Origin of the sequence: Streptomyces sp. NPDC020490 (assembly GCF_044335305.1) — a bacterium.
Taxonomy (GTDB): Bacteria; Actinomycetota; Actinomycetes; order Streptomycetales; family Streptomycetaceae; genus Streptomyces.
This window is the reverse complement of sequence record NZ_JBIRUY010000008.1, coordinates 21,625-39,208: the sequence shown is the minus strand read 5'-3', so window position 1 is coordinate 39,208 and position 17,584 is coordinate 21,625. Positions and strand designations below refer to the sequence as shown.

Annotated in this window: 17 protein-coding genes; 8 read left to right on the top strand and 9 right to left on the bottom strand. The window is 72.8% G+C overall.

Features of this window, described 5'->3' with window-relative positions:
* Nucleotides 1-17: 17 nt before the first annotated feature.
* Complete coding sequence (locus ACH4ZX_RS11005; RefSeq protein ID WP_398270844.1) at nucleotides 18-551, bottom strand: TerD family protein; 534 nt, start codon at nucleotides 549-551, stop codon at nucleotides 18-20.
* An 82-nt stretch (nucleotides 552-633) separates the two neighbouring features.
* Nucleotides 634-1,626: a PP2C family protein-serine/threonine phosphatase gene (locus tag ACH4ZX_RS11000; RefSeq protein WP_398271199.1), complete on the bottom strand. Its 993-nt coding sequence runs from the start codon at nucleotides 1,624-1,626 to the stop codon at nucleotides 634-636.
* A gap of 372 nt (nucleotides 1,627-1,998) precedes the next feature.
* Here ACH4ZX_RS11000 and ACH4ZX_RS10995 point away from each other — a divergent pair, with 372 nt between their 5' ends.
* The 3 genes from ACH4ZX_RS10995 to ACH4ZX_RS10985 all read left to right on the top strand — a co-directional run bounded on the left by ACH4ZX_RS10995 (nucleotide 1,999) and on the right by ACH4ZX_RS10985 (nucleotide 4,973).
* Nucleotides 1,999-3,552: a DUF2252 domain-containing protein gene (locus tag ACH4ZX_RS10995; protein WP_398270841.1), complete on the top strand. Its 1,554-nt coding sequence runs from the start codon at nucleotides 1,999-2,001 to the stop codon at nucleotides 3,550-3,552.
* 78 nt (nucleotides 3,553-3,630) lie between these two features.
* Nucleotides 3,631-4,497 (top strand): hypothetical protein, encoded by an 867-nt coding sequence (locus ACH4ZX_RS10990; protein WP_398270838.1) that lies wholly within the window; start codon nucleotides 3,631-3,633, stop codon nucleotides 4,495-4,497.
* Nucleotides 4,498-4,643: 146 nt separating this feature from the next.
* Nucleotides 4,644-4,973 (top strand): rhodanese-like domain-containing protein, encoded by a 330-nt coding sequence (locus ACH4ZX_RS10985; RefSeq protein ID WP_398271197.1) that lies wholly within the window; start codon nucleotides 4,644-4,646, stop codon nucleotides 4,971-4,973.
* A gap of 47 nt (nucleotides 4,974-5,020) precedes the next feature.
* Here ACH4ZX_RS10985 and ACH4ZX_RS10980 read toward each other — a convergent pair whose 3' ends face one another.
* From ACH4ZX_RS10980 to paaA, 6 genes are all read right to left on the bottom strand, one after another.
* Nucleotides 5,021-6,154: an acyl-CoA dehydrogenase family protein gene (locus ACH4ZX_RS10980; protein WP_398270835.1), complete on the bottom strand. Its 1,134-nt coding sequence runs from the start codon at nucleotides 6,152-6,154 to the stop codon at nucleotides 5,021-5,023.
* Nucleotides 6,155-6,258: 104 nt separating this feature from the next.
* Nucleotides 6,259-7,314 carry a 2Fe-2S iron-sulfur cluster-binding protein gene (locus ACH4ZX_RS10975; RefSeq protein ID WP_398270833.1) on the bottom strand — a complete coding sequence of 352 codons (1,056 nt, stop codon included), beginning with the start codon at nucleotides 7,312-7,314 and terminating at the stop codon, nucleotides 6,259-6,261.
* Nucleotides 7,314-7,841, bottom strand: coding sequence for a 1,2-phenylacetyl-CoA epoxidase subunit PaaD (gene paaD / locus ACH4ZX_RS10970; protein ID WP_398270830.1), 528 nt, complete (start codon nucleotides 7,839-7,841; stop codon nucleotides 7,314-7,316). The genes ACH4ZX_RS10975 and paaD overlap by 1 nt, the downstream gene beginning before the upstream one ends.
* A complete protein-coding gene (gene paaC / locus ACH4ZX_RS10965) occupies nucleotides 7,835-8,608 on the bottom strand; it encodes a 1,2-phenylacetyl-CoA epoxidase subunit PaaC (RefSeq protein ID WP_398270827.1) in 774 nt (257 codons plus the stop codon). Before paaC ends, paaD begins: the two co-directional genes overlap by 7 nt.
* The gene (gene paaB / locus ACH4ZX_RS10960; RefSeq protein WP_398270824.1) at nucleotides 8,605-8,892 is read right to left on the bottom strand and encodes a 1,2-phenylacetyl-CoA epoxidase subunit PaaB; all 288 of its coding nucleotides are present in this window, start codon (nucleotides 8,890-8,892) and stop codon (nucleotides 8,605-8,607) included. The genes paaC and paaB overlap by 4 nt, the downstream gene beginning before the upstream one ends.
* Complete coding sequence (gene paaA, locus ACH4ZX_RS10955; protein ID WP_398270821.1) at nucleotides 8,889-9,884, bottom strand: 1,2-phenylacetyl-CoA epoxidase subunit PaaA; 996 nt, start codon at nucleotides 9,882-9,884, stop codon at nucleotides 8,889-8,891. Before paaA ends, paaB begins: the two co-directional genes overlap by 4 nt.
* A 348-nt stretch (nucleotides 9,885-10,232) precedes the next feature.
* Here paaA and ACH4ZX_RS10950 point away from each other — a divergent pair, with 348 nt between their 5' ends.
* The 3 genes from ACH4ZX_RS10950 (at nucleotide 10,233) to ACH4ZX_RS10940 (ending at nucleotide 13,497) form a co-directional block, all read left to right on the top strand.
* The gene (locus tag ACH4ZX_RS10950; RefSeq protein ID WP_398270818.1) at nucleotides 10,233-11,324 is read left to right on the top strand and encodes a DUF5819 family protein; all 1,092 of its coding nucleotides are present in this window, start codon (nucleotides 10,233-10,235) and stop codon (nucleotides 11,322-11,324) included.
* Nucleotides 11,321-12,616: an HTTM domain-containing protein gene (locus ACH4ZX_RS10945; protein ID WP_398270815.1), complete on the top strand. Its 1,296-nt coding sequence runs from the start codon at nucleotides 11,321-11,323 to the stop codon at nucleotides 12,614-12,616. The genes ACH4ZX_RS10950 and ACH4ZX_RS10945 overlap by 4 nt, the downstream gene beginning before the upstream one ends.
* A 116-nt stretch (nucleotides 12,617-12,732) precedes the next feature.
* Nucleotides 12,733-13,497 carry a TrmH family RNA methyltransferase gene (locus ACH4ZX_RS10940; protein ID WP_398270812.1) on the top strand — a complete coding sequence of 255 codons (765 nt, stop codon included), beginning with the start codon at nucleotides 12,733-12,735 and terminating at the stop codon, nucleotides 13,495-13,497.
* Between the two features lie 129 nt (nucleotides 13,498-13,626).
* Here ACH4ZX_RS10940 and paaN read toward each other — a convergent pair whose 3' ends face one another.
* The gene (gene paaN / locus ACH4ZX_RS10935; RefSeq protein ID WP_398270809.1) at nucleotides 13,627-15,318 is read right to left on the bottom strand and encodes a phenylacetic acid degradation protein PaaN; all 1,692 of its coding nucleotides are present in this window, start codon (nucleotides 15,316-15,318) and stop codon (nucleotides 13,627-13,629) included.
* A 160-nt stretch (nucleotides 15,319-15,478) separates the two neighbouring features.
* Here paaN and ACH4ZX_RS10930 point away from each other — a divergent pair, with 160 nt between their 5' ends.
* Entirely contained in the window at nucleotides 15,479-16,996 is a 1,518-nt protein-coding gene (locus ACH4ZX_RS10930) for a 3-hydroxyacyl-CoA dehydrogenase (protein WP_398270806.1), read from the top strand.
* A complete protein-coding gene (locus tag ACH4ZX_RS10925) occupies nucleotides 16,993-17,583 on the top strand; it encodes a TetR/AcrR family transcriptional regulator (protein ID WP_398270803.1) in 591 nt (196 codons plus the stop codon). Before ACH4ZX_RS10930 ends, ACH4ZX_RS10925 begins: the two co-directional genes overlap by 4 nt.
* Nucleotide 17,584 lies beyond the last annotated feature (1 nt).

Below are 17,584 nucleotides of genomic sequence, written 5' to 3'. Positions count from 1 at the left end.
GTCCGCTGGAGGTCCGGTCAGGGCTGTGGAGCAGCGCCCATCTCCTGGGCGAAGGTCACCGCGTCGCTGTCGAACCCCCGGATCATGTCGTGGAACTCCCACGTCCCCGAGTCGTCTCTGCGGAACTCGGCGACGGTGCCGGCGGTGGATCCGGCGATCTGCCCGAAGTCGTCCTTCAGCAGCTCCGTGTACCCCTCCACGACCAGGACTCCGGTGTCCGAGATGTCGCCGAAGGTCTTGGGGCCGCTGTTCTGGTGGATCACGACCCCCATGACGACCCGTGCGAAGGAGGGTGCGAGCCGGTCGAGTTCGAGGGTCATCGCCTCGACGTAGCCGAAGCCCTGGCCGGTCTGGCTGTGCCGGCTCATGTTGATGGTGCCGTCCGGTGAGCGGCTGTCGTAGTGCACTACGTACACCGGCCGCCCGTAGGGGGCGTCCGCCGAGTAGGTCGTGGCGACGATGTCGAGGTGATGAGGCGGCTGACCCAGGGGACTGGGGTCCCACTTGAGCCGCACCTCGACCTTTTTCACTCCCTTGCTGCCACTGCTCACCGGAAACCGCCCCTCCTGTCGTCACGGGCCGCCATGGGACGCCCCCAGTGGGTCAATTATGGCTGTGGGCATTGCTTTTGAGTCACCGGTAGCGCAGCAGCAGCATGGCGGCGTCGTCCTGGATCGGGCCGTCGATGTGCTGGAGCACGTCCTGGCGGAGGGTCTCCAGGGCCTTCTCGGGATCCTGCTCCTTGAGCAGTTGGGCGCGTTCGGCGAGCGGGTAGAAACGGCCGCCGCGGTCGCGGGCCTCGATGATGCCGTCGGTGTACAGCAGCAGTTGGTCGCCCGGGCGGAAGTCCGCCCGGTACGGCTCAGGTCCGGCGGTGCCGTGTGTGTCCAGGCCGAGCGGCAGTGCGTAGGAGTCCGGTTCGGGCAGCTCGACCCTGCCGTCGTCGCGGACCAGCATCGGGGCGGGATGGCCGAAGTTGAGGAAGGTCACCTGCTGGGCGTTCACCTCGGCGAGGATGGCGGTGACGAACCGCTCGCCGTCCAGTTGCCGGTCGACGGAGCGGGCCAGTCTGCTGCCGACGTCCACCAGGTCCGCCTCGTCCAGAGCCGCCTCGCGGAACGCTCCGAGGACCAGCGCCGCCGTCTCCACCGCCTCCAGCCCCTTGCCCTGGACGTCCCCGACGATCACCCGCACGCCCTGCGGCGCGGCGACGACCTCGTACAGATCTCCGCCGATGCGGGCCTCGGCCACGGCGGACGTGTAGGAGACGGCCGCCCGCAGCGGGCCGGCGTGCTTCGGCACGGGTTTGAGCAGGACCCGCTGCGCGGCCTCGGCGATCGACCGTACGCTTTCGAGCTCTGCCTCCTGCTTGCGGCGCATGGACACGGCCACCAGTCCGGCGACGGTGACCCCGAGGACCGATGCGAGGGCCACGGCTCCGCGCGGCACGGTGGTCAGATCGTCGTACCAGGCCAGGGCGAAGCAGAGCAGCAGGGACAGTCCGCCGACGCAGGCGGTGCGCTTCCAGCCGCCCACGAGCGGAGCGAGGGCGGGCCCCACCGCCACCAGCGGCAGGAAACCCAGTGACGGACCGGCCACGACGTCCGCCACGGCGACCGCGCCCATGACCGCGAAGGGCAGCACGGACAGCACCCGAGACTGGCGGCTCTGTGCGGACACGTCCTGGAAAGCCTCCCCTCACGCCCGAACCGGCACGACGCATCATCGCAGACGTACCCGCTGCTGCCCGTAAATAGGCGACAGGGCGGCCGATAGCCGTAAATCGCCATGAAACGGGCCGGGGTCGGCGTGTGTCCTGCCGCACGGCCCGGTCGGCGGGGTTTTCCACAGCGGTTCGGTTGTCCCGCAGCGGCTCGGTTGTCCACAGCGGCTGGGTTGTCCACAGGGTCTGACGCGTCCGGGCCGCCGGCTGTACGGTCTGCACGAGTTGATGTTCGTACGGGCGCGGGTGCGCGCATTTCGGGGGAGGCGGTCGACATGACCGGTAGCGGTACTGGTGCTGCGGAGACTGCGGAGACTGCGGGGACTGCGGGGACTGCGGGGACGGCCACGGAGTCGGTGGCTGCGGAATCGGCGGCCACGGAGCCGGTGGTGGCGTCGGCAGGGGCAGCGGCGGGAGCGGTCGGAGCGGGTGGGCAGGCGGTGGCGCGGCGGCTGACGCCGGTGCCCGGGTTCGCCCGGTGGCCCGTCGGAGGGTCGCCGAAGGACGAGGGCAAGGAGCTGCGCCGGCGCGTCCCGCGCAGCGCCCACGCCGCCCTCGACGTGGACGCCTCCCGGCCCGGCGCGGTCGCGGCGGTGGAGGAGTCCAACCGCGGCCGGCTCCCCGAGCTGACCCCGATACGGGTGGGGCGGATGGTGGCCACGCCCTTCGCCTTCCTGCGCGGTTCGGCCGGTCTCATGGCCCACGACCTGGCCCGCACGCCCATGACCGGGATCCGCGCGCAGATCTGCGGCGACGCGCACGCGGCGAACTTCGGCCTGTACGGCGACGCGCGCGGCGGCCTGGTCATCGACCTCAACGACTTCGACGAGACGGTGGACGGTCCCTGGGAGTGGGACCTCAAGCGGCTCGCCGCCTCGCTGGTGCTCGCCGGCCGGGAAGCAGGCGCGGACGAGGACACCTGCCGTCAGGCGGCGCATGACGCGGTCGGCGCCTACCGGCGCACCATGCGGCTGCTGGCCAAGCTCTCCGTCCTGGACGCGTGGAACGCCATCGCGGACGAGGAACTCGTCTCCCACACCGACGCCCACGACCTGCTCGGCACGCTGGAGCGGGTCTCGGAGAAGGCACGGGCCAACACCAGCGGGCGGTTCGCGGCGAAGTCGACCGAGCCGACCGCGGACGGCGGCCGCCGCTTCGTCGACGCGCCGCCGGTGCTGCGCCGCGTGCCGGACGCGGAAGCCGCGACGGTGGCGTCGTCCCTGGAGCACTACCTGACCACGCTCTCCGAGGACCGCCTCCCGCTGCTGGCCCGGCACACGGTCCACGACGTGGCGTTCCGCGTCGTCGGCACGGGCAGCGTCGGCACCCGGTCGTACGTCGTGCTGCTCCTGGACCACCGCGGCGCGCCGCTCGTCCTGCAGGTGAAGGAGGCCCGCCCCTCCGCGCTGGTGCCGCACCTGGCGGCCGCCGGCTTCGACGTGCCGCCCGTCGAACACGAGGGGCGCCGGGTCGTCCTCGGGCAGAAGCGCATGCAGGTCGTCAGCGACATCCTGCTGGGCTGGACGTCGGTGGACGGCCGTCCCTTCCAGGTGCGGCAGTTCCGCAACCGCAAGGGCAGCGTCGATCCGGCCGCGCTGGCCGCCGACCAGGTGGACGACTACGGCCGCATGACCGGCGCCCTGCTGGCCCGCGCCCACTCCCACAGCGCAGACCCGCGCCTGATCGCCGGGTACTGCGGCAAGAACGAGGAACTGGACGACGCCGTCGCCGCGTTCGCCGTCGCCTACGCCGACCGCACGGAGGCCGACCACGCCGACCTGCTCGCCGCGGTGCGCAACGGGCGGGTGGCGGCCGAGACGGGGGTGTGAGGCGGCGGTGTGAGGGGACTGTGAGGCGGCGGCAGTGGGCCGCGCGGGGCGTCTGCCCGCGTGGCCTAGGCTGGTCGGGTGACGAGCTCGGAAGCTGATGGTGGTGGCGCCGGTGAGGCCGAGGTGACCGGTGAGGCCGATGAGGCCCAGGTGACCGGTGAGAGCGGTGCGGCGCGGCCCGAGGAACGGCTGGAGCGTGCCGTACGGGCCGCCGAGCAGGCGTTGATCGAGTACGAGATCGCGGTGGAGACCTTCCGCATCGAGGTCGAGAACTTCTCCCGGCTGCACCACCAGAAGCTCGGCCCGATGTACGCCCGTCTCGACGAACTGGACGCCCAGATCCTCGAGGCCAGGGCCGCCCGCACCGGCGACCCGGAGGACCGGCGCAAGGCGGACGAGGCGCGTGCCCGGGTGATGCCGATGCCCGGCGTCGAGGAGCTGTTCCACGGCTGGATGGACGGGGAGGGGCTGTTCCCGGAGGCCGCGGCGATGCTCACCGACCAGCCGGTGCGGCCGCCGCAGCGGGTGCGGCCCAGCGACGAGGCCCGCAAGCTCTACCGCGAACTGGCCCGCAAGGCCCACCCGGACCTGGCGCAGGAGGACGGCGAGCGGCAGCGCCGCGAGGAGTTCATCACCCGCGTCAACGCCGCCTACGCCCTCGGCGACGAGGCCCTGCTGCGGGAACTGGCCGAGGAGTGGGCCAAGGGCCCGGCACCGGCCGAGCGCGGTCCGAGCCACAGCGAGGAGCTCTACGCCCGCCTGGAGTGGCTCGCCCAGCGCAAGGAACTGCTCACCCTGATCGCCCGCGACCTGGAGGAGGGCGCGATCGGCTCGATGCTCCGGCTGGCCCCGGACGACCCGGACCGTCTGCTGGACGAGATCGCCGAGCAGCTCCTGGGCGAGGTCGCCGAGCGGGAGCGCGAGCTGGCGGCGCTGCTGGGGTAGTGGGCCCTAGCGGCCCTGCCGGGGTAGCGGCCCTGCCGGGGTAGCGGCCCTGCCGGGGTAGCGGCGCTGCCGAGTCGGCGGTGGGCGGCTGCGGTCGCGGGCGGTCGGCGGTCGGGTAGCGTCGGAGCATGCATTTCGGAGCTGGTGTGCCCACGATCGAGGTCGGCGACCTCAAGGACGACGACTTCCTGCTGGACGTCCGCGAGGACGACGAGTGGAAGGCGGGACACGCGCAAGGGGCGCTGCACATCCCCATCAGTGAGTTCGTGGCCCGTTACGGCGAGCTGACTGAGGCCGCGCCGCGGGACGGCCGCGTCCACGTGATCTGCCGCTCCGGCGGCCGTTCGGCCCAGGTCGCGATGTATCTGGTCCAGCAGGGCGTCGACGCCGTGAACGTCGAGGGCGGCATGCAGGTGTGGGCGGCCGCGGGTCGGCCCGTCGTGACCGACGAGGGCGGGACGGGCTTCGTCCTGTAAGCAGGAGGACGGGGCCGGGCTTCGTCCTCCTAGGACGGCGGCGGCGGTCAGCCGAGCGGGTGGGCCGCCAGCAGGTCTCCCAGGGCCTCCTCGTGTGCGGGCGCCGAGCCGAGCGACAGTTCCAGGTGCTTGGCCCAGGCGTGGTAGCGGTGCAGCGGGTAGTCGACGTCGGCCCCGAAGCCGCCGTGCAGGTGCTGCGCGGTCTGCACGATCCGCCGTACGCCGTCCGACGCCCAGATCTTGGCGACGGCGACGTCGCCGGAGGCGGGCAGCGCGCCGGGCGCCCCCGACGCGATCCGCCAGGCCGCCTGCCACAGCGTGACCTCCATCGCGCGCAGGTCGATGAAACGGTCGGCGGCCTGCACCGCCACGGCCTGGAAGGTCGCGATCGGGTGCCCGAACTGCTCCCGCCCGCCGGTGTATTCGGCGGTCATCGCGAGGACCCGTTCGCCCAGGCCGAGGGCCAGCGCGCAGGTACCGGTGGCCAGCAGCTCGCGCAGCCATTCCCACGCGCCGTCGGCGTCGACGACGTCATGGGCCGCGATCCGCGCGGAGTCCAGCCGCAGTTCGCCGAGCCGTTCGCCGGTGGTGGAGATCTGCTCGCCGATCGTGATCCCCGCGTGGGCGCGGGGCAGTACGGCGAGGAGGGTCCGGTCGTCGGGCGTACGCGCGGGCACGACGATGTGGTCGGCGATGTGGGCCCACGGCACCGCGGTCTGGGTTCCGTCCAGGATCCAGGCGTCGCCGTCCCGCCGTGCGGTGACGGCGAGTTCGGCCGGGTCGTGGCCGGTGCGGCCGTTCGCGGCGACGGTCAGCACGACCTCGCCGCAGGCCGCCCGGGCGAGCAGGCCGGGCCTCAACTCCTCGCTCCCGTAGGCCTGGAGGGCTGCCGCGGCCGCGCTGCTCTCCAGCAACGGGACACGCGCCAGCACCTTCGCCGACTCCCGCAGCACCAGGCACAGCGCGATGGCGTCCAGACCGGCGCCGCCGTACTCCGCGTCGAGCAGCAGGCTCAGCAGGTCGGCCTCGGCGAGCCTGGCCCACAGCGCGCGGTCGAAGTCGTCGGCGACGGCGCCCGTGACGAGTGAGGGGCTGGGCACCGCGTCGGGCGCGACGCCGGCGAACACCCCGCGTGCCGCCTCGGCCGCCGCCTGCTGCTCCTCGGTGAAGGTGAAGTCCACGGTCCTGTCCTTCCGGCCGGATCCGCTCAGCCGAAGCTGATCTGACGGGCCGTCAACATAGAACAGGTTCTAGGAGAAGGGAACGGTGACGCCCTCGGTCGCTCTCACCGGTCGAAGTCCAGTTCCACCTTCTCCGTCACCGGATGCGACTGGCAGGCCAGCACGTATCCCGCCTCGGTCTCCTCCGTCTCCAGCGCGAAGTTGCGGTCCATGCGGACCTCGCCCGAGACCAGGAAGGCCCGGCAGGTGCCGCACACACCGCCCTTGCAGGCGTAGGGCGCGTCGGGCCGGTTGCGCAGCACGGTCTCCAGCAGCGACTCGCCGTCCTCGACGGGCCAGGTCCCGCCGCGGCCGTCGAGCCGGGCGGTCACCGTGCTGTGCGCGGGGGCGGGCACGGGCCTCGCGGGGGCGACCGGGTCGACGTGGAAGATCTCCTCGTGGATCCGGGCCCGGGGGACGCCGAGCTCCCGCAGCGCCTGCTCGGCGCCCTGTACCAGTCCGAACGGCCCGCACAGGAACCACCCGGCGACCTCCGGCACCGGCAGCAGCGCCGGCAGCAGGGAGGTCAGCCGCTCCCGGTCGAGCCGCCCGGACGGCAGGCCGGCCTGCTGCTCCTCCCGGGACAGCACCGTCACCAGCTGCAACCGCTCGGGGTACCGGTCCTTCAGGTCGGCGACCTCGTCCAGGAACATCGTGGAGGCCGTCGTACGGTCGCTGCGTATCAGGCAGAACCGGGCCGCCGGCTCGCGCTCGAGCAGCGTCGAGACGATCGACAGCACCGGGGTGATGCCGCTGCCGCCGACGATCGCCGCGTACCGGCCGGGAGCGGGCCGGAGGGTGAAACGTCCCGCCGGTGTCATCACCTCCACCTCGTCGCCGACGCCGATCTCCTTCAGGGCGTAGGTCGAGAACGCGCCGCCCTCCACCAGGCGCACCCCGACCCGCAGTTCCCGCGGACCCTCGGCGTCCGGTGCGGGGGAGCAGATCGAGTACGTGCGCCGTATCTCCCGGCCGTCGACGGTGCGCCGCAGGGCGAGGTGCTGGCCGGGGGCGTGCCGGTAGTCCTGCCTCAGCTCGGGGGGCACGGCGAGGGTGAGGGCCACGGAGTCGTCGGTGAGCCGGTCGACCGCCGCCACCCGGAGCGCGTGGAAGCGGGCCATCACAACTCCTTGAAGTGGTCGAACGGTTCACGGCAGGCGAGGCAGCGCCGCAGAGCCTTGCACGCGGTGGAGGAGAACCGGCTCAGCAGCTCGGTGTCGGCGCTGCCGCAGTGCGGGCAGCGGACGGGCTCCTCGCCCGCGTCGCGGGTCCGGACCGCCCCGAGGGAGACGGCCACCGGGCCGGACTCCCGCCGCGCGCGGGGCGGGGCGATGCCGAACTCCCGTAGTTTGCGCCGCCCTTCGGCGCTGATGTCGTCCGTCGACCAGGCGGGAAGCAGCACCTTGCGGACGGTCACCTCGCGCACGCCGTGCGCGTGCAGCGCCCGTTCTATGTCCAGGCACATCGCCTCGACGGCCGGGCAGCCGGTGTACGTGGGGGTCAGCTCGACGTCGACCGAGTCCGCGTCGCGCACGTGCACCGCGCGCACCACGCCCAGCTCCCCGAGGGTGAGCACGGGCAGCTCGGGGTCGGGCACCGACCCGGCGATCTCCAGCAGCTCCGCCTCCAGCGGGGTGGCCGTCACCATGACGCCCCCGGGTGGCTGCGGTGCAGGTGCTGCATCTCGGCGAGCATCCGGCCGAAGGGCTCGGTGTGCAGGCCCTGGCGACCCGCCCCGGCCGTCCACGCCCCGGACCTCGGTCCCTCGGGCACCGTCAGGGTAGCCCGGCGCAGCACGTCCCCGACCGACTCCAGCCAGGCCGACTCCATGCCCGCCCGGTCGACGTCCAGCCCGTCCACCGGCTGGAACATCTCGCCGGTGAACCGCCACAGGGCCGCGCACGCCCGCCGCATCCGCTCGTGGCTGACCTCGGTGCCGTCGCCGAGCCGCAGCGTCCACTGCTCGGCGTGGTCGCGGTGGTAGGCGACCTCCTTGACGGCCTTCGCGGCCAGGCCGGCGAAGGGGCCGCCCCCGCCGGCCAGTTCGGCGTACAGCAGGTGCTGGTAGGTGGAGAAGTACAGCTGGCGGGCGATGGTGTGGGCGAAGTCGCCGTTCGGCTGCTCGACGAGCTGGAGGTTGGTGAAGGCGCGCTCCTCGCGCAGGTAGGCCAGCTCGTCCTCGTCGCCGGCCATCGACAGCAGCACGCGGGCCTGGCCGAGCAGGTCGAGGGCGATGTTGGCGAGTGCGACCTCCTCTTCCAGCACAGGGGCGTGGCCCGCCCACTCGCCCAGGCGGTGGGAGAGCACCAGCGCGTCGTCGCCGAGGGCGAGCGCGGCCGTCGCGGGGACCGGGGCCGGCGTGGAGGCCGGGGCCTGCGCCGGTGCGGGGGCCGGGGTCGTCTGCGGAGCCGTCACAGGTGCTTCACCCCCTCCGGGATCTCGTAGAACGTCGGATGCCGGTACGGCTTGTCGGCGGCCGGTTCGAAGAACGGGTCCTTCTCGTCGGGGGAGGACGCCGTGATCGCGGACGAGGGGACGACCCAGATCGAGACGCCCTCGCCGCGGCGGGTGTACAGGTCGCGGGCGTTGCGCAGGGCGAGCTCCGCGTCGGGGGCGTGCAGGCTGCCGGCGTGGGTGTGCGCGAGGCCGCGGCGCGAGCGCACGAAGACCTCCCACAGGGGCCAGTCGGTGTTCGTCATGCTCGCTCCGCTCCGTCGCCGCCGGTGTGCTTGGCCGCGTACGCCGCGGCCGCCTCCCTCACCCAGGCGCCCTCCTCGTGGGCCCGCCTGCGCTGGGTCATCCGCTGTTCGTTGCACGGGCCGTTGCCCTTGAGGACCTCCCGGAACTCCGCCCAGTCGATCGGGCCGAAGTCGTGGTGTCCCCGCTCCTCGTTCCACTTCAGGTCCGGGTCGGGAAGCGTGAGGCCGAGGGACTCGGCCTGGGGCACGCAGATGTCGACGAAGCGCTGGCGCAGCTCGTCGTTCGAGTGCCGCTTGATCTTCCACGCCATCGACTGCGCCGAGTGCGCCGACTCGTCGTCGGGCGGGCCGAACATCATCAGCGACGGCCACCACCAGCGGTTCACCGCGTCCTGGGCCATCGCGTGCTGCGCCGGGGTGCCGCGGCTGAGGGCGAGCAGCAGCTCGTAGCCCTGGCGTTGGTGGAAGGACTCCTCCTTGCAGACGCGGACCATCGCGCGGGCGTACGGACCGTAGGAGCAGCGGCACAGCGGCACCTGGTTGGTGATCGCGGCGCCGTCCACCAGCCAGCCGATCGCGCCCACGTCCGCCCAGGTCAGCGTGGGGTAGTTGAAGATCGAGGAGTATTTCTGGCGGCCGGAGTGGAGCTTGTCGAGCAGCTCTTCGCGGCTGGCGCCCAGCGTCTCCGCGGCGCTGTAGAGGTACAGCCCGTGCCCCGCCTCGTCCTGGACCTTGGCCATCAGGATGGCCTTGCGGCGCAGCGAGGGCGCGCGGGTGATCCAGTTGGCCTCCGGCTGCATGCCGATGATCTCGGAGTGGGCGTGCTGGGCGATCTGGCGGACGAGCGTCGTGCGATAGGCGTCCGGCATCCAGTCGCGCGGCTCGATGCGCTCGTCGGCAGCCACGGCGGCGTCGAAGGCGCGCTCGTACGCATCGGTGCCGGCGGTCTTCTCCTCGGTGCCGTACGTCTGGTGCGCGGCTGCTGTCGCCATTTGAGGTCCCCCTCGACCTGGGCTCTGCCGGAACTGACTCCCGACCGATCGTTCGGTCCGTGTGATTCCATGGTGGGTCGGCCGCCGTGAGGTGTCAACCACTGTGGAAAACGTGTGGCGCACCCTGTGGATCCTGTGGACAACCGCGCCGCTCCGCCCCGAGCCCGTCGGGCGGGACGCCGGTGGGCCGGTGTGGCCATGGCCACGTGGAGATCTCCCGTCAAGGCTGTGCCGGGTGCCCGGGCCTGAGTACCGTTCCGTGCGAGTGCCGCGGAGCCGGTGCCGCAGGCGGCGGAACGCCGTGCGGCCGGAGGCCGGACGGCGACGGCAATCGGAAGACGGGGCGCAATGGACGCGTACGACGCAGGCTCCCAGGCCCGGCACGGGCCCGACGAGCCAGACGAGCCAGACGGGCCCGGTGGGCCCGATGGGCTGGACGGGCCCGCCGGGCCTGGCGCGTCCGGCGGGCTCGATGGGTCGCCCTGTGTCTCGGAGTCCGACGGGCCTGCTGCCTCTGAGGCCGGTGGTGGCGATGCCTCGGAGTCAAGTGCGGAGGAGCAGGACGGGCCCAGTGGCGCGTCGGAGCCCGACCGGGCCGACCAGCCCGACCATCCTGACCGGGCCGACCATCCTGACCGGGCCGACCATTCTGACCGGGCCGACCGGGCCGACCGGGCCGACCGGGCCGACCAGCCCGACCGGGCCGACCAGCCCGACCCGGCCGACCAGCCCGGCCAAGCCGCCGAGCCGCAGGATTCCGCGTCGAGCGCCCTGGCCGGCCCCGCCGCTCCCCGCACCGGCGTCGCCGCTCTCGGGTTGCGCTGTCAGATAGCCGCGGCCGTGGCCCTCGCGGTCGTCGCGGTCGCCGTCTGCGTGCATCTCGGCATGGTCTTCCTGCACGTCGCGCCCTCGAACACGCTCACCAAGCAGCACGGGAAGGCGATCGACGACTGGGTCTACCCGGAGTTCGAGCAGAACTGGAAGCTCTTCGCGCCGAACCCGCTGCAGCAGAACATCGCCGTGCAGGTCCGCGCGGACGTCAGCACGGGCGACGGGAGCGTGCGGACCACCGGCTGGTACGACCTGTCCGCGCAGGACGGCCGCGCGATCGACGGCAACCCGCTGCCCAGCCACACCCAGCAGAACGAGCTGCGCAGGGCCTGGGATTTCTTCGTCGCCACCCATGACAGCCAGAACCGCCCGACCGGCCAGCGCGGGGCCCTGTCCGAGACGTATCTGCGGCGCATCGTGGCGCTGCGCCTGGACCGGGAGGACGTGGCCGGCGAGGGCGGCGTCGTCCAGCGTGTCCAGGTCCGTTCCCGTACCACGGACGTTCCGCCGCCGAAGTGGAGCGGGGAGCAGGTGGCCGTCCGGCCGCTGTACCGCGTGCTGCCGTGGTGGTCCCTCTCGTCCGCCGACACCGGGGGAGGCACCGGGTGAACCGCTTCGCGCTGTCGGTGTCCGCAGGCATCGCCCGCGTCACCGAGTCCGCGCTCGGCCCGTACCAGAGCGCCGTGATCCGCATCGGCTTCAGCACGACCTGGCTGCTGTTCCTGCTGCGCGAGCTCCCCCACCGCCGCGAGCTGTACGGTCCCGACGGGCCGTGGAGCTGGGACCTGGCCCAGCAGCTGATCTCGGTCAACCACGCCTTCACGGCGCTGATGTGGTCCGACAGTGCCGTCTGGTTCGAGATCGTCTACGCCGTCGCCGTGCTGTCGAGCTTCCTGCTGCTGCTCGGCTGGCGCACGCGCGCGATGTCCGTGCTGTTCATGGTCGGCGTGCTGTCGCTGCAGAACCGCAGCGTCTTCATGGGCGACGGCGGCGACAACGTCCTGCACCTGATGTCGGTCTACCTCGTCTTCACGCGCTGCGGCCGGGTGTGGTCGCTGGACGCCCGCCGGGCACGGCTCGCGGGCGAGGCACGCGCGCGTGGGGAGCGGGTCGCCGATCCGGCGGGCCCCGTCCTGTGGGGCGTGCTCGGGTTCGTGCTGGTCGCGGTGACCGCCGGCGGCCGGTTCCACGGCGTCGATCCGACGGTGCCGGTGATCCTGTGGACCATGTGGCCGGCGTCGGCCCTTTACTGGGTCGTCGCGCGCCGTGCGAGGAGCGACCAGCCGCGGATCCTGCTGGACGTCGTCGGCAACATCGTGCACAACGGCGCGCTGCTCGTGATCATGGCCGAGGCCTGTCTGATCTACGCCACGGCGGGCTGGTACAAGATCCAGGGATCGCGCTGGCAGGACGGCACCGCGGTCTACTACCCGCTCCACCTCGACTACTTCTCGCCCTGGCCCGCTCTCGCCGACGCGCTGTCGGCCGGCGGCACGATGGTGATGCTGGTGACGTACGGGACGGTCGTCGCGCAGGTCGCCTTCCCGTTCACCCTGTTCAACAGGCGGGTCAAGAACGTCCTGCTGGTGGGCATGATGACCGAGCACGCGGTGATCGCCGTGGTGCTGGGGCTGCCGTTCTTCTCGCTGGCGATGATCGCGGCGGACTCCGTCTTCCTGCCGACCTCGTTCCTGCGCAGGCTGGGCGGATGGGCGGCACGCGCGCGTGGACGCGTGCTCCGGCGGGACGTCCGTACGGCGCCGCCCGAGCCGGGGGCCGTGGACGGCTCCGGGCGTCCGCAGGCGGGGCCGACGGTGCCGGCGGAAGGGGAAGCGGCCAAGGGCATCCCCCGGCCACGCACACACGGGGTGGACGACGACGTGACCGCGCACCGGCCCTGACCCGTCGGCCCGCGTCGGTCCCCCGCCGGGCCCGCGCGTGGGCCCGCGTCGGCCCCCGCCGTGCCCGCACGTGGGCCCGCGCCGGTTCCGCCGTGCCCGCACGTAGGCTTCACGCCATGACCGATCCAGCCGCCCCCGACCCCGTGCGCACCTGGCACCGGCTCGCCGACGCCTGCGTCCTGCTCGACGGCTTCCACGCCCTCAAGCACGCCGTGCGTTTTGGGGCCGAGGTGCCGGTGGCGGTCGCCGTCGACCGGCTGGCGGTGCTGGCGCTGGCCGACGAACTCGCCCCCGACGTGCGGTCCACGCTGGCCGCGCTGGTGGCGGAGGTGCCCGAGGCGGCGTACCGCGGTCTCGTGCCCCGGCCGCATCCGACCGGGGTCGCCGCTCTGGCGGTACGTCCGTCCCGCGAGGCCAACCTGGCGAGGCTGACGCACACGCCGCGCACCGCCCCGGTCGTCGTCCTGGACAATCCGCGCAACCTCGGCAACGCGGGCGCCGTCATCCGGCTGGCCGCCGGCTTCGGGGCGACCGGTGTCGTCACCACCGGCACGCTCGACCCCTGGCATCCCACGGTGGTGCGCGGCGGGGCCGGGCTGCACTTCGCCACCGCCGTGGAGCGGCTGACCGTCGGCGAACTGTCAGGCGGACCGGTGTTCGCGCTGGACCCGGAGGGCGAGGACGTCCGGGGCGTGAAGCTCCCGGACGACGCCGTCCTCGCCTTCGGCTCGGAGCGCAGCGGCCTGTCGCAGGAGCTGCGCGCGCGTGCCGATCACCTGCTCGCCCTGCCGATGCGCCCGCAGGTCTCCAGCTACAACCTCGCCACCAGTGTGGCCATGACGCTGTACCACTGGAGCGCGGGCGCCGGCCGGCCGGCATGACCCTCCGGCCGGCTGTCCTCCGTCTCCCGGCGTGACCCGCCGGGCTGGGCTGTCCTCCGTCTCCCGGCGTGACCCGCCGGGCTGGGGCTGTCTTTTGCGCCCCGGCGTGACCCGCCCCGCCAGGCTGTCCTACGCCTCCCGGCGCACCTCCACCACCCGGAAGCGGTTGGCGACGAACGCCCCGTCGGTGAGCGCCGCGTTCGCCGCCGGGTTGCCGCCCGAGCCGTGGAAGTCGGAGAAGGCGGCCGTCTGGTTGACGTACACCCCGCCGGTGAGGTTGAGGGACAGCTGGGCCGCCTCCTCCAGGCACACCTCCTGGATCGCCTGTTCGGCCTCGGCGTCGGTCGTGTAGGCGCCGACCGTCATCGCGCCCTTCTCGCGGATCGTGCGCCGCAGCAGCTCCACCGCGTCGGCCGTGGAGTCGACCGCGACGGCGAAGGAGACCGGGCCGAAGCACTCGCTCATGCAGACGGCCTGGGCGTCCGGCTTGGCGCCGTCCAGGGTGACGATCACGGGCGTCCGCACGACCGCGCCCGGGAACTCCGGGTTGCTCACCTCCCGTGAGGCCAGGGCGACCTCGCCCAGGCCCGCGGCCGCCTCCAGGCGCGCCTTCACGTCGGGGTTGACGATGGCGCCGAGCAGGGCGTTCGCGCGCGCGTCGTCGCCGAGCAGGCCGTCGACCGAGCGGGCCAGGTCGGCGACCACCTCGTCGAAGGTCTTCGGGCCCTCGTCGGTGCGGATGCCGTCGCGCGGGATCAGCAGGTTCTGCGGGGTGGTGCACATCTGGCCGCTGTACAGGGAGAGCGAGAAGGCCAGGTTGGAGAGCATCCCCTTGTAGTCGCCGGTGGAGTCCACGACGACCGTGTTGACGCCGGCCTTCTCGGTGTAGACCTGCGCCTGGCGGGCGTTGGCCTCCAGCCAGTCGCCGAACCCGATGGAACCCGTGTAGTCGATGATCTTGATCTCCGGCCGGGTGGCGAGCGTCTTGGCGATGCCCTCGCCGGGCCGTTCCGCGGCCAGCGCCACCAGATTCGGGTCGAAGCCGGTCTCGGCGAGGACCTGGCGGGCGACCTGCACGGTGAGCGCGAGCGGCAGCACCGCGCGCGGGTGGGGCTTGACCACGACCGCGTTGCCGGTGGCCAGGGAGGCGAACAGGCCCGGATAGCCGTTCCACGTGGGGAAGGTGTTGCAGCCGATGACCAGGGCGGTGCCCCGGGGCACCGGGACGAACTGCTTGGTCAGCGCGAGCGGGTCGCGCTTGCCCTGGGGCTTGGTCCACTCCGCCGTGTCCGGGGTGCGGACCTGCTCCACGTAGGCGTACGCCACCGCCTCCAGGCCGCGGTCCTGGGCGTGCGGGCCGCCCGCCTGGAAGGCCATCATGAAGGCCTGGCCGGAGGTGTGCATGACCGCGTGCGCGAACTCGTGCGTCCGGTCGCTGATCCGCTTCAGGATCTCCATGCAGACCACCGCTCGCATCTCCGCGCCCGCGTCCCGCCAGGCCCGCTGGCCGGCCCGCATCGCGGGCAGCAGCACGTCGAGGTCCGCGTGCGGGTACTCGACCCCCAGCTCGATGCCGTACGGCGAGACCTCGCCGCCGACCCAGTCGTCCGTGCCGGGCTGGCCGAGGTCGAGACGGGTGCCGAGCAGCGCGTCGAAGGCGGCCTTGCCCGCCGCCATGTCCAGGCTGCCGTTCTCGCCGTAGGCCTTGGGGTGCTCGGGGTGCGGGGACCAGTACGCGCGCGTGCGGATCGCGTCCAGCGCCCGGTCGAGGGTGGGCCGGTGCTTGGCGATCAGCTCGTGCGCGGTCAGTTCGGCGGCCATGCGGGACCAACTCCTCGTCTTGTGAACTCTCCGTTGAGCTCATGACCTGGGCAGAAACATGGGCGGGACGGTGCCGCGAGAGTTAGAGTAACCGAACGATCGGTCGGGACAAGGGGGCCTGCCGCATCTGTGGAAAACCCCGTGCGGGAGGATCGCGCACATGACAGCACTCGACCTCAGCAGCCCCGTGGCCGTCGTCGGCACCGGCACCATGGGCCAGGGCATCGCCCAGGTCGCGCTGGTGGCCGGCCACCCCGTGCGGTTGTACGACGCCGTACCGGGGCGGGCCCGGGAAGCGGCCGACACGATCGGCGCCCGCCTCGACCGGCTGGTCGAGAAGGACCGGCTCACCGGCGCCGACCGCGACGCGGCCCGCGCCCGGCTCAGCTCCGTCGAGAGCCTCGACGGACTCGCCGGCTGCGCCCTCGTCGTGGAGGCCGTGCTGGAGCGGCTCGACGTCAAGCAGGAGCTGCTGCGGGAGCTGGAGGGCATCGTCGGCGAGGACTGCCTGCTCGCCACCAACACCTCCTCCCTGTCGGTGACGGCCATCGCCGGCGCCCTGCGGAACCCCGGCCGCTTCGTCGGCCTGCACTTCTTCAACCCGGCCCCGCTGCTGCCGCTGGTCGAGGTGGTTTCCGGGTTCGCCACCGACGTCACCTCGGCCACGCGCGCGTACGAGACGGCGCGCGCCTGGGGCAAGACGCCGGTGGCCTGCGCCGACACACCCGGTTTCATCGTCAACCGCATCGCCCGGCCCTTCTACGCCGAGGCGTTCGCGGTGTACGAGGACCAGGGCGCCGACCCGGCCACCATCGACGCGGTCCTGCGCGAGTGCGGCGGCTTCCGGATGGGCGCCTTCGAGCTGACCGACCTGATCGGCCAGGACGTCAACGAGTCCGTCACGCACTCCGTGTGGCAGTCCTTCTTCCAGGACGTGCGCTTCGCGCCCTCCCTCGCCCAGCGGCGCCTGGTCGAGTCCGGCCGTCTCGGCCGCAAGAGCGGCCGCGGCTGGTACGACTACGCCGACGGCGCCGACCGTCCCGAGCCGCACACCGCGGAGAAGCACCAGCCGCCCGCCTACGTCGTCGCCGAGGGCGGCCTGGGGCCGGCCGGGGAGCTGCTCGCGCTGATCCGGGAGGCGGGCATCCAGGTCCGCGAGGGGGACGACGACCACGGCACCCGCCTGGTGCTGCCGAGCGGCGGCCAGCTGGCGCTCGCCGACGGACAGACGTCCGTGGAGTTCCGCGACGTCGTCTACTTCGACCTCGCCCTCGACTACCGCCGGGCCACCCGCATCGCCGTGTCCGCCTCCCAGGACACCGCCCCGCGGACCCTCTCCGAGGCCATCGGCCTGTTCCAGGCGCTCGGCAAGGACGTCAGCGTCATCGGCGACGTCCCCGGCATGATCGTCGCCCGCACGGTCGCCCGGATCGTCGACCTCGCGCACGACGCCGTCGCCAAGGGCGTGGCCACCGAGGAGGACATCGACACCGCGATGCGGCTGGGCGTCAACTACCCGCTCGGCCCCTTCGAGTGGAGCCGCAAGCTCGGCCGGATGTGGGCCTTCTCCCTCCTGGACGACCTGCACGACCGTGACCCACGCGGCCGCTATGCGCCCTCGCTCGCGCTGTACCGGCACGCCTTCGCCAACGACAAGCGGGAGGGCGGCACCTCATGACCACCGCCAAGCGCGACACGTACACCCCCGAGACGCTGCTGTCCGTCGCCGTCCAGGTCTTCAACGAACGCGGCTACGACGGCACCTCCATGGAGCACCTGTCCCGCGCGGCGGGCATCTCCAAGTCGTCGATCTACCACCACGTCACCGGCAAGGAGGAGTTGCTGCGCCGGGCCGTGCGCCGGGCGCTGGACGGCCTGTTCGCCATCCTCGACGAGGAGCACGCGTGCGAGGGGCGCGCCGCCGACCGCCTGGAGTACGTCGTACGGCGCATGGTCGAGGTGCTGATCGCCGAGCTGCCGTACGTGACGCTGCTGCTGCGCGTGCGGGGCAACACCGAGACCGAGCGGTGGGCCCTGATGCGGCGCCGCGAGTTCGACCGCCGGGTCGCCGAGCTGCTGAATGCGGCGGCCGCCGACGGGGACGTACGGGGCGATGTCGAGGTGCGGCTCGCCACGCGGCTGGTCTTCGGGATGATCAACTCGATCGTCGAGTGGTACCGGCCGGACGGCCGGGGCATGAACGAGCGGGACGTGGCCGACGCGGTCGTGCGGCTGGTCTTCGGCGGGCTGCGCCGGGCCGGCTGAG